This is a genomic window from Streptomyces sp. NPDC126510 (genome assembly GCF_040302345.1).
Classification (GTDB): domain Bacteria; phylum Actinomycetota; class Actinomycetes; order Streptomycetales; family Streptomycetaceae; genus Streptomyces.
The window spans coordinates 136,871-150,512 of the sequence record NZ_JBEORR010000006.1; the positions used below are offsets into that span (position 1 = coordinate 136,871).

Here is a 13,642-nt window from a genome sequence, read left to right on the forward strand (position 1 = left end):
ACCTTCCCCCGCCCTTCGCGACTCACGCGGTGGCATACGTCACAGAGCGCGACTTCTCACACGGGACGTCCCTGACGTCCCGTGGATCTCCGGAGGTTTCACAGCACTGGTGAGACAGCGATACTGCTGCACATGACGACCGACACCGAGGAGCCGACCCTCACGATCGACGAGCTGGCGGCCCGGGCCGGAGTCACGGTGCGCACGGTCCGCTTCTACGGCACGAAGGGGCTGCTGCCCCCGCCGGTGCTCGGTCCGCGGCGGGTGGGGCACTACGGGCGCGAGCACCTGGCCCGGCTGGCGCTGATCGAGGAGTTGCAGCAGCAGGGCATGACGCTGGCCGGCATCGAGCGCTACCTGCGGCAACTGCCGCCGGATCTCAGCGCGCACGACCTGGCCATCCACCGGGCCGTGGTGGCCTCCTGGGCACCGGAGACCGTCGAGACGGTCACGCGGGCGGAGCTGGAGCGGCGGGCCGGGCGGCCGCTGGGCGACGAGGACGTCGAGCGGCTCGTCGCCATGGGCGTGGTCCGGCCCGCGGACGGCGGGTACGAAGCCGACCTCGGTCTGCTCCGGCTGGGCACGGGGCTGCTGGACGTACCGCTGTCCCAGCAGGCGATCTTCACGGCGCGCACCGTCCTCGTCGAGCACGCGTGCGCCGCGGCCCGGGAGCTGTCCCGGCTCTTCCGCGGTGAGGTGGCGGAGCGTGACGCGCGGGACGTGCGGTCCCTGTCGGCGCACATGCACCCGCTGGTGGTGCAGGCGCTCCTCACCGCTTTTCAGCGGTCGCTGAAGGAAGAGCTGGGCGAGTGGCTCACCGGGCCGTCGGAGTCCGGCGGGTCAGACGCGGGCTGAGTCGCTGAACCGCTCCCCCTTCTCCGCCTTGTCCACCAGCAGCGCGGGCGGGGTGAAGCGCTCGCCGTACTGGCCGGCGAGTTCCCGCGCACGGGCCACGAAGCCGGGCAGGCCTCCCTCGTAGCCGTTGATGTACTGGAGCACGCCGCCGGTCCAGCCCGGGAAGCCGATGCCGAAGATGGAGCCGATGTTGGCGTCGGCGACGGAGGTCAGCACGCCCTCCTCCAGCAGCCGGACGGTGTCCAGCGCCTCGGAGAACAGCATGCGTTCCTGCATGTCCCGGAACGGGATCCGATACCCCGGCTTGGTGTAGTGCTCGCGCAGCCCGGGCCACAGGCCGGTGCGCTTGCCGTCGTCGCCGTAGTCGTAGAAGCCGGCGCCGCCGCTGCGGCCGGTGCGGCCGAACTCGTCGACCATGCGGTCGATGACGGCCTCGGCGGGGTGGGGCGTCCAGGTGCCGCCCGCCTCCTCGACCGCCCGCTTCGACTCGGCGCGGATCTTGCGCGGCAGGGTCAGCGTCAGCTCGTCCATCAGGGACAGCACCTTGGCCGGGTAGCCGGCCTGGGCCGCGGCCTGCTCGACGGAGGCGGGCTCGATACCCTCGCCGACCATGGCGACACCCTCGTTGATGAAGTGGCCGATGACACGGGAGGTGAAGAAGCCTCGCGAGTCGTTGACGACGATCGGCGTCTTGTTGATCTGCCGGACCAGGTCGAAGGCGCGGGCCAGGGCCTCCTCGCCGGTGCGCTCGCCCTTGATGATCTCGACGAGCGGCATCTTGTCGACGGGCGAGAAGAAGTGCAGGCCGATGAAGTCACCCTGGCGCTCCACTCCTTCGGCGAGGGCGGTGATGGGCAGCGTCGAGGTGTTGGAGCACAGCAGCGCGTCCGGCTCCACGACGTTCTGGATCTCCTGGAACACCTTGTGCTTGAGGGAGGTGTCCTCGAAGACCGCCTCGATCACGGCGTCGCAGCCGGCCAGGTCCTGGACCTCGGCGGTGGGGGTGATGCGGGCGAGCAGCGCGTCTGCCTTCTCCTGGGTCGTACGGCCCTTGGCGACGGCCTTGGCGCACAGCTTCTCGGAGTAGGCCTTGCCCTTGAGGGCCGCTTCCAGGGAGACGTCCTTCAGAACGACGTCGATGCCGGCGCGGGCACAGGAGTAGGCGATGCCCGCGCCCATCATGCCGGCGCCGAGGACGGCGGCCTTGCGGACCTTGCGGGGCTCGATGCCCTTCGGGCGGTTCGCGCCGGAGTTGACGGCCTGGAGGTCGAAGAAGAAGGCCTGGATCATGTTCTTCGACGTCTGCCCGGCCGCGAGGTCCACGAAGTAGCGGGCCTCGATGACCTGGGCGGTCTCGAAGTCGACCTGGGAGCCCTCGACGGCGGCGGCGAGGATGTTGCGCGGGGCCGGGTAGGGGGCGCCGTTGGTCTGCTTGCGCAGGCCGGCCGGGAAGGCGGGCAGGTTCGCGGCGAACTTGGGGTTGGCCGGCGTGCCGCCGGGGATGCGGTAGCCCGGCTTGTCCCAGGGCTGCTGGGACTCGGGGTTGGCGTCGATGAAGGCACGGGCCCTGGCCAGCATGTCCTCCTGACTGTCGGCCACCTCGTCGACGAGGCCGTTCTCCTGGGCGCGGCGGGGGCTGTACTGGGTGCCCTGGAGGAGGACCTTCAGCAGGGCGTCGGCGATGCCCAGCAGGCGGACGGTGCGGACCACGCCGCCGCCTCCGGGCAGCAGGCCGAGGGTGACCTCGGGGCAGCCGATCTTCGAGCCGGGTGCGTCCAGGGCGACGCGGTGGTGGCAGGCCAGGGCGATCTCGTAACCGCCGCCGAGGGCCGCGCCGTTGAGGGCGGCGACGACGGGCTTGCCGAGGGTCTCGATGCGGCGCAGGTTCCGCTTGATGGCCATGCCGCCGTCGAAGAGCTCCTGGGCGGTCTCGGGCGTGACGCGGATGAGGTCGCGCAGGTCGCCGCCGGCGAAGAAGGTCTTCTTGGCGGAGGTGATGATGACGCCCCGGATGGAGTCCTTCTCGGCCTCCAGGCGGTCGGTGACGGCGGCGAGGGAGTCGCGGAACGCCTGGTTCATGGTGTTCGCGGACTGGTTCGGGTCGTCGATGACCAGGGTGACGAGGCCGGTGCGGTCCTGTTCCCAGCGGATGGTGGTGGACTCAGTGCTCATGTGGAGGTGCTCCGTGTGATCCGTCGGGAGGGGGTCAGATGCGCTCGACGATCGTGGCGACGCCCATGCCGCCGCCGACGCACAGCGTGGCGAGGCCGTAGCGCTTGTCCTGGCGCTCGAGTTCGTCGACGAGGGTGCCGAGGATCATCGCGCCGGTGGCGCCGAGGGGGTGGCCGAGCGCGATCGCGCCGCCGTTGACGTTGACCTTGTCCAGGGACAGGCCCATGTCCTTGACGAAGCGCAGGACGACCGCCGCGAACGCCTCGTTGATCTCGACGAGGTCGATGTCGTCGATGGTGAGGCCCGCCTTTGCGAGGGCCTTGCGGGTGGCCGGGGCGGGTCCGGTGAGCATGATGGTCGGCTCGGAGCCGGAGACCGCGGCGGAGACGATCCGGGCGCGGGGCGTGAGGCCGTAGCGCTCGCCGACCTCCTTGGAGCCGATCGCGACGAGCGAGGCGCCGTCGACGATGCCGGAGGAGTTGCCCGCGTGGTGAACGTGGTCGATCTTCTCCACCCAGTGGTACTGCTGGAGGGCGACCGCGTCGAAGCCGCCGAGCTCGCCGATGTCCGCGAAGGACGGCTTGAGCTTGGCCAGGGAGTCTGCGGTGGTGCCGGGGCGCGGGAACTCGTCGTGGTCGAGGACGACGAGGCCGCTGCGGTCCCTCACCGGGACGACGGACCGCTCGAAGCGGCCGTCCTTCATCGCGGTGGCGGCCCGCTCCTGGGAGAGGGCCGCGTACTCGTCGACGTCGCGCCGGGAGAAGCCCTCGATGGTGGCGATGAGGTCGGCGCCGATGCCCTGCGGCACGAAGTTGACCTGGAGGTTGGTCATGGGGTCGTTGAACCAGGCACCGCCGTCGGAGGCCATCGGCACCCGGGACATCGACTCGACACCGCCCGCGAGGACCAGGTCCTCCCAGCCCGAACGCACCTTGGCGGCGGCCAGGTTGACGGCCTCCAGGCCCGAGGCACAGAAGCGGTTCTCCTGCACACCGGCCACGGTGTCGGGCAGCCCCGCGGCGATGGCGGCGATCCGGGCGATGTCGGAGCCCTGGTCGCCGACCGGGCCGACGACGCCGAGGACGATGTCGTCGACCGCGGCCGGGTCCAGGTCCGGGAACCGGGCGCGGATCTCGTGGATGAGTCCTACGACCAGATCGATGGGCTTGGTGCCGTGCAGGGCTCCGTTGGCCTTGCCGCGGCCGCGCGGGGTGCGGATCGCGTCGTACACATACGCTTCGGTGCTCACGAGGAGGCCTTTCACTGAGGGGTGCGGGACGACGGGAGCAGCCCGGGGACGTCCCAGTCCCGGGCGACGTCCGCCGTGTCGGCGCCCGGCCGGGCCGGGCCCGTGCGGACGGAGGTCGGGGTCGCGGAGAAGCGGGGGGCCGGGGCGGGCTGGGTGATGCCGCCGTGGTCGGTGAAGGTGCCGCGGGCGGCCAGGTGCGGGTGGTGCGGGGCCTCGCGCAGCGACAGCACGGGCGCCACACAGGCGTCGGAGCCGTCGAAGACGGCCGTCCACTCGTCCCTCGTCCGCGTTTTGAAGCGGACGGCGATCTCTTCGCGCAGTTCGTCCCATCGGGTGACGTCCGTGCGGGCCTCGGCCCGGTCGTCGACGCCGAGGAGGCCGAGGAACTCGGCGTAGAACTGCGGTTCAAGGGCTCCGACGGCCATGTACCGGCCGTCGGCCGTCTCGTAGGTCCCGTAGTAGGGGCAGCCGCCGTCCAGGAGGTTGCCGCCGCGGCGGTCCTGCCAGCCGCCGGCGGCGAGCATCCCGTGGATCATCGTGGTGAGGTGGGCCGTCCCGTCGACGATGGCGGCGTCGACGACCTGGCCGGTGCCGGTCGCGCGGGCGTGGTGGAGGGCGGCGAGGACACCGACGACGAGGTAGAGGGAGCCGCCCGCGTAGTCGCCGAGCAGGTTGGCCGGGGCCGTTGGCGCCTCCTGCGGCCTGCCGATCATGCCGAGGGTGCCCGTGGGGGCGATGTACGCGATGTCGTGCCCGGCGCGCCGGGCGAGCGGGCCGTCCTGGCCCCAGCCGGTCATCCGGCCGTAGACGAGACGCGGGTTGCGGGCGTGGCAGGGCTCGGGGCCCACGCCGAGGCGTTCGGCGACGCCGGGGCGGTAGCCCTCGACCAGGACGTCGGCACGGGCCGCGAGGTCGAGCACCTGTTCCCGGCCCTCGGGTGACTTCAGGTCGACGACCACCGAGCGCTTGTTGCGGTTGGTGACGTCGAACGCCGGGTCGATCCCGAGTCCGGGGCCGCCCGGGCGGTCCACGCGCACGACGTCGGCCCCGAGGTCGGCCAGGAGCATGGCGGCGAACGGGCCGGGCCCGATGCCGGCCAGCTCGACGACGCGCACGCCGCCGAGCGGGCCGTGTCCTGGCGTCCTTGCCGTGGTCATCCAGCCCCCATGCTGTGACACAACTGATGTAACACCAGTGATGCTAAGAACGTGTTCCACTCGGCACAAGACCTGAACGAGCAAGCGCTTAGCAATCTGCCGGAGGAGGTCAGGTCCCGTCCAGCGCGGCTATCAGCCGCTTCGGGGCGATGACGCGGTAGCTCTCCTCCACCCAGTCGCAGAGCACCTCCGCGGCCGGGGCGCCCCGCTGCTCCAGGGGGATGTACACCCAGCCCGCCTTGCCAAGGCCGTACCCGGCAGGCTCGGCGCCGGGGCAGGCCAGCGCGTGGGCGTGCGCCGTCTCGTCGGTGAGCTTCACCGTCACCCCCAAGGGGTAACCGCCGTCCACGACCCCGAGGAAGACGAACACCTTCTTGTTGACCTTCGCGACGGACTCGCCCCAGGGGAACTCCTCGACGGCATCCGGCAGCCCCAGTGCGAACGCGCGCACTTTCTCCCACTTCTTCAGGGCATTCCTGGGCACGGCCATCATGGTCCTCCGGGCTCGTCGTCGGGCTCCGCACTCCTCACGCTAGCCTCGGCCACCGACAGCGGCACGGGCTGCACGACCGAGGGGTGTCATGAGCAGGCAAAGCGGAACGGACCGTTCGTACGACATCGTGCTCTTCGGAGCGACCAGTTTCGCCGGGGCGCTCACCGCGGAGTACCTGGCCGCCCACGCGCCTGAGGGGCTGCGCTGGGCCATCGCGGGCCGCAGCGCGCAGAAGCTGGAACGGCTGCGGGAGCGGCTGCCCGCCGACGCGGAGATCGGGGTGCTGCGGGCGGACGTCTGCGACCCGGCCTCGCTGCGCGACCTCGCGGGGCAGGCGCGCGTCGTGGCCACGACCGTCGGCCCGTACGTGACGTACGGGGAGGAACTCGTCGCCGCGTGTGCGGACGCCGGGACCGACTACCTGGACCTCTGCGGCGAGCCCGAGTTCGTGGACCTGATGTACGTCCGGCACGACGCACGCGCGCGGGAGACCGGGGCGCGGCTGGTGCACGCCGCCGGCTTCGACTCGATCCCGCACGACCTGGGCGTGTACTTCACCGTGCAGCAGCTGCCCGAGGACGTGCCGCTGACCGTGGAGGGCTTCGTCACGGCGGACGCGGCCTTCTCCGGCGGCACCTTCGCCTCCGCACTGGGCCAGTTCGCACGACAGCGGGAGATGGCGGCGGCCGCGCGGGACCGGCGGCGGCACGAGCCCCGGCTGGTGGGCCGGCGGACGTCGGCACCGGTGGGCGCTCCGCGGTTCGCCAAGGAGGTCGGCGCGTGGGCGCTGCCGATGCCGACCATCGACCCGCAGATCGTGCGGCGTTCGGCGGCGGCTCTCGAACGGTACGGCCCCGACTTCCGCTACCGGCAGTACGCGGCCGTGCGGCACCTGCCCGTCGCCGTGGGCGGGGTCGCGGCGGTCGGCGCGCTGGTCGCGGCGGCGCAGGTGGCACCCGCGCGGCGCTGGCTGTCGGACCGGCTCAAGCCCGGCGACGGGCCGAGCCCCGAGAAGCGGGCGAAGAGCTGGTTCTCCGTGCGTTTCGTGGGCGAGGGCGGCGGCTCGCGGGTGTACACGGAGGTCTCGGGCGGCGATCCCGGCTACGACGAGACGGCCAAGATGTTCGCCGAGTCGGCGCTGTGCCTGGCCTTCGACGACCTTCCGAAGACGGCGGGTCAGGTCACCACGGCGGTGGCGATGGGCGACGCGCTGATCGGCCGGCTGCGCGCGGCGGGCATCCGCTTCCGCGTCGCGTCGACCCGCTGAGGGCCCGCCGAGGGGCCTACAGCGGCCACTCGGCGAGGGTGTAGATCATCCCTGCGATCCAGCCGAGCCCGGCCAGAACGGCGAGGATCAGCCCTATGGTGACGGCCCGCTCGACGGTCTGGGTCGGGGCGGCAACAGGCTTGGGGGCGCGGTGCGTTGTCATGCGCCCCAGCCTGTCGGCGCAGCCGCCCCCGGACATCCGTACGGGTACTCAGGGCCGATACTCAGATGTGCTCGCCCGCCCGGCCCGCACCTCTCCCCGCGCTTGAGACTTTCGGCGTTCCGCCTGCGGCAACGGTTCGAGAAGTGCCAACAAGGAGTTCAATGAAACCCTTGAAGGCATGAGATTCCTTCTGGAAGTTTCCCTGGACGAAGCGGCGTTGGCGAAGGACCCGGCGGGCGAGCTGGGCCGGATCCTCAGGTACTGGGCCGGCAATCTGCGCCACTACGCGCTCGCCCCCGGCGACGAGTCGGCGGTTTACGACTCGGAGTACCGGGAGGTGGGCCGCTGGCGGGTGGACGGTCAGGCCGAGTAGGTCTCCCGGAGCGCCTCGCGGCACAGCGCGTCCGCCCTGCGGGTGGTCTCCGGGAGGCGGTAGGCGGGGGTCAGCGCGAGGGTGTGGGCGCAGGCGTCGTCCAGCGTCACCCGGTGGCCGACGGAGACGAAGACCGGCTTGACACCGTCGCGGGTACGCAGGGCCCGGCCGACCTCCTCGGAGCCGGCGAGCAGGGGGGCCGTGCTGCCGCGCGGGCTGTCCGGGTCGTCGTACGTGAAGGTGAACGGGTTCTTGGCGACGCCGATCGTGGGCAGTCCGGTCAGGACGCCGAGGTGGCTGGCCAGGCCGAAGCGGCGGGGGTGAGCGAGGCCGTAGCCGTCGCAGACGACCAGGCCGGGCGGGCAGGGCAGCGCCTCGAGCGCGGCGAGGACCGTCGGGATCTCGCGGAAGGCGAGCAGCCCGGGCACATAGGGGAAGGAGACCCGGCCCACGGCCGTGGCCTCGGCGACGACCTCGAGACTCGACGCGTCCAGTACGACCGCCGCCGCCGCCACGACGTCCCGTTCGTCGTCGTACGCGACGTCCACGCCCGTCACCCGGCCTGTCCGGGGCGGTGGTCCCGGTTCGTCGAGGATCACGCGGACGCGCAGTTCGTCCTGGACGGCGCGGGCCTGTTCCTCGGTGGCGGGCCAGTCATCGGGGATGCGTACGGTCGTCATGGTGGCCCGAGCCTACGGGCTCCCCCGCGGCGCACGGATGCCCGGGAGTAGGCTCCCGGGCATGTTCGTGCTGGAGCTGACGTACACCGCCCCGCTGGAAGCCGTCGACGCCGTGCTGAAGGACCACGTGGACTGGCTCGACGAGCAGTACCGGCAGGGGGTGTTCCTCGCGTCCGGGCGCAAGAACCCCCGCGACGGCGGGGTGATCATCGCCGTCGCGGAGGATCGCGCGCGAATCGAGGCGATCACCGCGCAGGACCCGTTCGTCACCGCGGGCGTGTGCGCGTACCGCGTCACCGAGTTCGCGGCGACGAAGACGGCACCCACGCTGGAGGCCTACCGGGAGACCCTCTGAGGCGTCCGCCTCACTTGCCCAGCGCGCGCTGCAACTCGCTCTTGTTCATGCTGGAACGGCCCTCGACGCCCTTGCGCTTGGCCTCCTGGTACAGCTGGTCGTAGGTGGGGCCCTGGGAGCCCTGCCCCGACCGCTGGCCACCGCGCTTGCCGGACGACATGTCCTTCGTGGAGGTGCGGCTGGCCGTCTTCGACTCGCCGGAGCGGGCGCGTTCCTTGTTCACCGTCCGGGCGGCGATCTCCTCGGCGCGGCCGGTGCTTTCGCCCCGGTCCTTCGCACTGTCCTTGATGTGCTCGTACTGGCGCTCCCGCTTGGAGCTCGAACCGCGTGGCATTGCCGCTCACTTCCTTTCCTGATCAGTGAACGAGTACCCACCCTGCCAACGATCAGGGCACCCCGCATGCTCAGTGCTCCAGGCGGGCAACCCGGCCCTTCTCACCGGCGGCCCAACACCAGTCCGGGGTGCAGTCGACGGTGTCGTAGGAGCCCGTGTCCACGGTCCGCCAGGTCCGGCCGGCGTCCGTGGTGAGGTCGGTGCCGGTGAGGCCGACGGCGACGGCGGCGGTGCGGCTGTGCGGGAGCCAGGCGACGCCTGAGCGGTAGGCGGGCGGGGGTGCGGCGGCCGGGCGCCAGGTACGGCCGCTGTCGGCGGTGCGGGCGGCGGCCTGCGGTGACGGCTGGTCGGGGCGGAAGTCGCCGCCGACGGCGAGACCGTGGGTGCGGTCGCGGAAGGCGAGCGCGAAGACGCCCCGGGCGGGGTCGCCCGCCGGGAGAGGCGAGTCGGTGGCCGTCCAGGTGCGTCCGCGGTCGGAGGAGTGCAGGACCCGTGCACGTGCCGCCCCGCCGGTGGCCAGCCAGACGTCCCTCGTCCCGGACGTCACCAGGCACTGGCCGCTCGCCGCGAACCCGGCCTCGCCCTCCTGCGCGGTCGGCATGCCCTGGTTGGGCAGCACCTTCCAGGTACGGCCGCCGTCGCCGGTCGACAGGATGCGGAACCTCCCGTCCACCGGGTCGCTCATCGCCAGACCGTGGCGGCGGTCGAAGAAGGCGAGGCAGTCGTAGAACGCCTTCGGGTCGGGATTACGGAAGGACTCCGTCCACGTCGCTCCGCCGTCGTCGGTGCGGTAGACCCGGGACGCCTCGCCCTCGCCGATGGCCAGCACCACGGCCCGGCGGGCGTCGAACGCCTCGACGTCGCGGAACTGCAACTCCCCCGCGCCGGGCGGCGACACGTTCCGCCAGCTCTTCCCGCCGTCGGTGGTGCGCAGCACGGTGCCGCCGGTGCCGGCGACCCAGGCGGTGTTCCGGCTGACGGCGGCGAGGCCCCGGAAGCGCGCCTGCGGGGTGCCGGTGTCCTTGAGTTCCCAGTGCGGCGGCCGGTGCTCAGGCCCGTGTGCCTGCGCCGGTACGGCGGTCAGGGCCGCCAGTGCCGCCGCGCAGGCCGCCATAGCGGTCGCCCTGCCTCGTGTCCGTCCCGTCCGTCGCGTGCTCCCCATGCGCCTCATGGCGGGAAGCTAGCCCGCCGTCCGGGTGCCGTCCAGATGGCCTCGCGGGAGGTGCGGTGGGCGCCACAAGTGCCCTTGGAGGCACACAAGGAGAGTCACGTCACTCTGGTGCATGAACGCGGTGACAGAGGTCACTCGCCTTTCGTGTGCACGGATTGGCTGATTCCGTCGTCTCTTCCAGTGCCCGGCCTCATCCGCCCGGAAGTGTCCGTCCAGCCGTCACAAGGGAGCAAGGCGTTGTCCATCGTCATCGAGCAGCCCGTGGAGGCCCGCCTCGTCGCCGCCGCGCCGCGTATGCCGAGCATTCCCGCGACGCTGCACTACGACCGGCGTGATCCTTTCGCGGTCCGCATGACCTTCCCCGCCCCGGCCACGCTGGAGGGCGTCGAGGTCTGCTGGACCTTCTCCCGCGAGCTGCTCGCGGCGGGCCAGAAGGGCTCCGAGGGGCACGGCGACGTGCGCGTGCGCCCCTACGGCTACGACCGCACGGTGCTGGAGTTCCACGCCCCGGAGGGCACCGCCGTGGTCCATGTCCGCTCCAGCGAGATCCGCCGGTTCCTCGAGGCCACGAGCGAGCTCGTGCCGGTCGGTCTGGAGCACCTCCAGCTGGATCTGGACCACGGTCTCGCCGAGCTGATGCGGGACGCCTGCTGAGCTGACGGGCGCGGGCCGGACGGGGCGCCGCCATCGCCGTGGCCGAGTGCGTCGGCCGGCGCCCGCGCCCCCCGTGGGTTCCCCGGTCCAGCGGCTCCCTCCTGGCCCGGCGGACCAGGGCGCAGGCGGCCGGAGTCAGGGCGAGGCCGCCCCCGCCCTCCCCGCGGTCACCGCCCTGCTCACCTCGCGGACGATGCTCCCCTGTCCGGGCGTCGCCGCTCCGGCCCGTTCGGTGAGTTCCCGGGTGCGCTGTTCGGGAGTGCTTTCGCCGAAGAGGTCCGCGGCGGCGGCGAGGAGGGCGACCGCCGCGTCGCGCTCCGAGATCCCGGCGGCGGGCAGCGGCCCCCGAAGGACCCGCCGGGTCTCCTCGCGCAGCGCCGCCACGGCGGCCGCACGCTCCAGCGCGTACTCCACGGACGGGAAGACTCCGAGCACCCGGCGCTTCTCCGCCCGGAGGTAGCCCTCGGCCACCAGCTGCTCCCGCACGGCGTCGGAGGTGACCCGCGCCCGCAGCGTCACCCAGGTCCGCCAGGGGTGCGGACACGACTCGCGGACGAGGTCCAGCAGCCCGTCGAGGACCGGGTCGCCCGCGCTCACGTCCAGGTCCACCGGCGTGGCGATCCCGTCCACGTCGGTCAGCAGCCCGCGCTGGGCCAGCTCGACGAGGGCACCGGCCCGCACCAGGCCGGGCCGCAGGGCGGTGCGGCCGGCCGCGGGGCGTGCGGCGTCCCAGGCCAGCAGGCAGAGCCGGGCCGGCAGCGAGAGCGGGCCGTGCGGCACGGGAGGCCTCCTCGAAGCTGGAAGATCAGGTTGCGCGTTAATGCGTTGACAGGTCCACAGCGCCTTCGTACGGTGTACAAGTCCTGTTGCCGCCGATTGGAGAAGGACGTTGCTCGTCTGAGGTCCTGAGACACCGCGTCACATCCCTCTGTGATGTGCGCTGCGTGTGACCTCGGCGTTCGAGTCGTCCTCCCGGTGCAGGGCATTTTTCATGTCCGTGACGTGCCCATGGATCCTCCTCCCCCTGGTCGCAGGTGTCTCGACACGCGTTTGCCCCTGACCGCTTCGAGCAACCGCGAGTGAGGCCCCATGTCCACTTCCATCACCGTTACGTCCCTTGCGTTCTCCTGGCCCGACGGCAGTCCCGTCTTCGAGGGACTGGACGTCGCGTTCGGCCCCGGCCGGACCGGCCTGGTCGGCGTCAACGGGTCCGGGAAATCAACCCTGTTGAAGCTGATCGCCGGTGAACTCGCACCGGTCGACGGCACCGTCCGCGTGGCCGGCGACATCGGATACCTCCCGCAGAACGTCACGCTCGACACCGCCCTGCGCGTGGACGAGGCTCTCGGCATCGCCGCACAGCGCGCCGCCCTGCACGCCATCGAGTCGGGCGACGTCTCCGAGTCGCATTTCGAGACCGTGGGCGACGACTGGGACGTCGAGGAGCGCGCCCTGGCCACGCTCGGCGAACTCGGCCTGGGTCACGTCGAGCTGGACCGCACCGTCGGCGAGGTGTCCGGCGGCGAGTCGGTCCTGCTGCGCCTGGCCGCACTGCTGCTGCGCCGGCCCGACGTGCTGCTGCTGGACGAGCCGACCAACAACCTCGACCTGTACGCCCGCAGGCGGCTGTACGCGGCCGTCCAGTCCTGGCCCGGCGTGATGATCGTCGTCAGCCACGACCGCGAACTGCTGGACCTCGTCGACCAGATCGCCGATCTTCGTTCCGGCGAGATCACCTGGTACGGCGGTAACTACTCGGCCTACGAGGAGGCACTGGAGATCGAACAGGAGGCGGCGGAGCGTATGGTGCGCGTCGCCGAGTCCGACTTCCGCAAGCAGAAGCGCGAACTGGTCGACGCCCAGGTCAAGCTGGCCCGCCGCAAGCGGTACGGACAGAAGATGTGGGACCAGAAGCGTGAGCCGAAGATCGTCATGGGGGCGCGCAAGCGCGCGGCGCAGGAGTCCGCGGGCAAACACCGCATCATGCACGAGGAGAAGCTCGCCGAGGCCCGGGAGCGGCTCGACGAGGCGGTGGAGGCCGTACGGGACGACGACGAGATCCGCGTCGACCTGCCGTACACGGCCGTGCCGCCGGGGCGGACCGTGCTCACCCTCCAGGATCTCGGGCTGCGGTACGGCGCCCGGGTGAAGGGCGGTTTCGAGCTGCGCGGGCCCGAGCGGGTCGCGTTGGTCGGGCGCAACGGCGCGGGCAAGACGACGCTGCTGCGCACGATCACCGGGGAGCTCGCCCCGGAGTCGGGCGAGGTGCGGACACATGTCCCGCTGCGGTTCCTGCCGCAGCGGCTCGACGTCCTCGACGGAGAGCTGTCCGTCGCCGAGAACGTGGCCCGGTTCGCTCCGGGCGCCACCAACAACCGGGTCCGGGCGCGGCTGGCGCGCTTCCTGTTCCGGGGCGCCCGCGCCGACCAGAAGGCGGCGACCCTGTCCGGCGGCGAACGCTTCCGCGCGGCGCTGGCAGCGTTGATGCTGGCCGAGCCCGCGCCGCAGCTGCTCATGCTGGACGAGCCGACCAACAACCTGGACATGGCGAGCGTCCGGCAGCTCACCACGGCCCTGGAGTCGTACGAGGGAGCGCTGGTCGTGGCCAGTCACGACCTGCCGTTCCTGGAGTCGATCGGCATCACGCGCTGGCTGCTGCTGGAGGAAGGAGAACTCAGGGAAATCACGCCAGAGGCTGTCGGGATTTCCTCCTAGCGTC

The 13,642-nt window shown here is 71.9% G+C and carries 15 protein-coding genes; 6 read left to right on the forward strand and 9 right to left on the reverse strand.

The window, feature by feature from the left end:
- Window positions 1-132: 132 nt before the first annotated feature.
- Entirely contained in the window at window positions 133-855 is a 723-nt protein-coding gene (locus ABTX60_RS10020) for a MerR family transcriptional regulator (protein WP_352096604.1), read from the forward strand.
- On the opposite strand, the gene ABTX60_RS10025 is transcribed toward ABTX60_RS10020, so the two are convergent.
- The 4 genes from ABTX60_RS10025 to ABTX60_RS10040 form a co-directional block, all read right to left on the reverse strand.
- Window positions 841-3,027 carry a 3-hydroxyacyl-CoA dehydrogenase NAD-binding domain-containing protein gene (locus ABTX60_RS10025; RefSeq protein ID WP_352096605.1) on the reverse strand — a complete coding sequence of 729 codons (2,187 nt, stop codon included), beginning with the start codon at window positions 3,025-3,027 and terminating at the stop codon, window positions 841-843. The genes ABTX60_RS10020 and ABTX60_RS10025 overlap by 15 nt on opposite strands.
- A gap of 34 nt (window positions 3,028-3,061) precedes the next feature.
- A complete protein-coding gene (locus ABTX60_RS10030; RefSeq protein ID WP_352096606.1) occupies window positions 3,062-4,276 on the reverse strand; it encodes an acetyl-CoA C-acetyltransferase in 1,215 nt (404 codons plus the stop codon).
- A gap of 11 nt (window positions 4,277-4,287) precedes the next feature.
- A complete protein-coding gene (locus ABTX60_RS10035; RefSeq protein ID WP_352096607.1) occupies window positions 4,288-5,433 on the reverse strand; it encodes a CaiB/BaiF CoA transferase family protein in 1,146 nt (381 codons plus the stop codon).
- Between the two features lie 109 nt (window positions 5,434-5,542).
- Entirely contained in the window at window positions 5,543-5,923 is a 381-nt protein-coding gene (locus tag ABTX60_RS10040) for an MmcQ/YjbR family DNA-binding protein (protein ID WP_352096608.1), read from the reverse strand.
- A 91-nt stretch (window positions 5,924-6,014) separates the two neighbouring features.
- Between ABTX60_RS10040 and ABTX60_RS10045 the strand changes: the two genes are divergently transcribed.
- Window positions 6,015-7,193, forward strand: a complete 1,179-nt coding sequence (locus ABTX60_RS10045; RefSeq protein WP_352096609.1) for a saccharopine dehydrogenase family protein — start codon at window positions 6,015-6,017, stop codon at window positions 7,191-7,193.
- A 16-nt stretch (window positions 7,194-7,209) separates the two neighbouring features.
- On the opposite strand, the gene mmpA is transcribed toward ABTX60_RS10045, so the two are convergent.
- Window positions 7,210-7,356: a morphogenic membrane protein MmpA gene (gene mmpA / locus ABTX60_RS10050; protein ID WP_170320889.1), complete on the reverse strand. Its 147-nt coding sequence runs from the start codon at window positions 7,354-7,356 to the stop codon at window positions 7,210-7,212.
- A gap of 178 nt (window positions 7,357-7,534) precedes the next feature.
- Here mmpA and ABTX60_RS10055 point away from each other — a divergent pair, with 178 nt between their 5' ends.
- The gene (locus ABTX60_RS10055; RefSeq protein WP_352096610.1) at window positions 7,535-7,729 is read left to right on the forward strand and encodes a hypothetical protein; all 195 of its coding nucleotides are present in this window, start codon (window positions 7,535-7,537) and stop codon (window positions 7,727-7,729) included.
- Here ABTX60_RS10055 and ABTX60_RS10060 read toward each other — a convergent pair.
- Window positions 7,717-8,409: an endonuclease V gene (locus ABTX60_RS10060; protein WP_352096611.1), complete on the reverse strand. Its 693-nt coding sequence runs from the start codon at window positions 8,407-8,409 to the stop codon at window positions 7,717-7,719. The two genes, ABTX60_RS10055 and ABTX60_RS10060, sit on opposite strands and share 13 nt — an antisense overlap.
- Window positions 8,410-8,470: 61 nt before the next feature.
- Between ABTX60_RS10060 and ABTX60_RS10065 the strand changes: the two genes are divergently transcribed.
- A complete protein-coding gene (locus tag ABTX60_RS10065; protein ID WP_352096612.1) occupies window positions 8,471-8,764 on the forward strand; it encodes a YciI family protein in 294 nt (97 codons plus the stop codon).
- A gap of 10 nt (window positions 8,765-8,774) precedes the next feature.
- Here ABTX60_RS10065 and ABTX60_RS10070 read toward each other — a convergent pair whose 3' ends face one another.
- Window positions 8,775-9,098, reverse strand: a complete 324-nt coding sequence (locus tag ABTX60_RS10070; RefSeq protein ID WP_352096613.1) for a plasmid stabilization protein — start codon at window positions 9,096-9,098, stop codon at window positions 8,775-8,777.
- A gap of 70 nt (window positions 9,099-9,168) precedes the next feature.
- A complete protein-coding gene (locus ABTX60_RS10075) occupies window positions 9,169-10,212 on the reverse strand; it encodes a WD40/YVTN/BNR-like repeat-containing protein (protein WP_352096614.1) in 1,044 nt (347 codons plus the stop codon).
- Window positions 10,213-10,506: 294 nt separating this feature from the next.
- Here ABTX60_RS10075 and ssgD point away from each other — a divergent pair, with 294 nt between their 5' ends.
- Window positions 10,507-10,923 carry a spore wall synthesis regulator SsgD gene (gene ssgD, locus ABTX60_RS10080; RefSeq protein ID WP_352096615.1) on the forward strand — a complete coding sequence of 139 codons (417 nt, stop codon included), beginning with the start codon at window positions 10,507-10,509 and terminating at the stop codon, window positions 10,921-10,923.
- Window positions 10,924-11,058: 135 nt separating this feature from the next.
- On the opposite strand, the gene ABTX60_RS10085 is transcribed toward ssgD, so the two are convergent.
- A complete protein-coding gene (locus ABTX60_RS10085; RefSeq protein WP_352096616.1) occupies window positions 11,059-11,703 on the reverse strand; it encodes a GOLPH3/VPS74 family protein in 645 nt (214 codons plus the stop codon).
- A gap of 309 nt (window positions 11,704-12,012) precedes the next feature.
- On the opposite strand from ABTX60_RS10085, the gene ABTX60_RS10090 reads away from it, so the two are divergent.
- Complete coding sequence (locus tag ABTX60_RS10090) at window positions 12,013-13,638, forward strand: ABC-F family ATP-binding cassette domain-containing protein (protein WP_352096617.1); 1,626 nt, start codon at window positions 12,013-12,015, stop codon at window positions 13,636-13,638.
- Window positions 13,639-13,642 lie beyond the last annotated feature (4 nt).

What these genes read in the sequence shown, in the direction of transcription:
- ABTX60_RS10020 (WP_352096604.1), top strand. Translation starts at nt 133, where the DNA reads ATGACGACCGACACCGAGGAGCCGACCCTCACGATCGACGAGCTGGCG.
- ABTX60_RS10025 (WP_352096605.1), bottom strand. Translation starts at nt 3,027, where the DNA reads ATGAGCACTGAGTCCACCACCATCCGCTGGGAACAGGACCGCACCGGC.
- ABTX60_RS10035 (WP_352096607.1), bottom strand. Translation starts at nt 5,433, where the DNA reads ATGACCACGGCAAGGACGCCAGGACACGGCCCGCTCGGCGGCGTGCGC.
- ABTX60_RS10040 (WP_352096608.1), bottom strand. Translation starts at nt 5,923, where the DNA reads ATGGCCGTGCCCAGGAATGCCCTGAAGAAGTGGGAGAAAGTGCGCGCG.
- ABTX60_RS10045 (WP_352096609.1), top strand. Translation starts at nt 6,015, where the DNA reads ATGAGCAGGCAAAGCGGAACGGACCGTTCGTACGACATCGTGCTCTTC.
- mmpA (WP_170320889.1), bottom strand. Translation starts at nt 7,356, where the DNA reads ATGACAACGCACCGCGCCCCCAAGCCTGTTGCCGCCCCGACCCAGACC.
- ABTX60_RS10055 (WP_352096610.1), top strand. Translation starts at nt 7,535, where the DNA reads ATGAGATTCCTTCTGGAAGTTTCCCTGGACGAAGCGGCGTTGGCGAAG.
- ABTX60_RS10060 (WP_352096611.1), bottom strand. Translation starts at nt 8,409, where the DNA reads ATGACGACCGTACGCATCCCCGATGACTGGCCCGCCACCGAGGAACAG.
- ABTX60_RS10065 (WP_352096612.1), top strand. Translation starts at nt 8,471, where the DNA reads ATGTTCGTGCTGGAGCTGACGTACACCGCCCCGCTGGAAGCCGTCGAC.
- ABTX60_RS10070 (WP_352096613.1), bottom strand. Translation starts at nt 9,098, where the DNA reads ATGCCACGCGGTTCGAGCTCCAAGCGGGAGCGCCAGTACGAGCACATC.
- ABTX60_RS10075 (WP_352096614.1), bottom strand. Translation starts at nt 10,212, where the DNA reads ATGGCGGCCTGCGCGGCGGCACTGGCGGCCCTGACCGCCGTACCGGCG.
- ABTX60_RS10090 (WP_352096617.1), top strand. Translation starts at nt 12,013, where the DNA reads ATGTCCACTTCCATCACCGTTACGTCCCTTGCGTTCTCCTGGCCCGAC.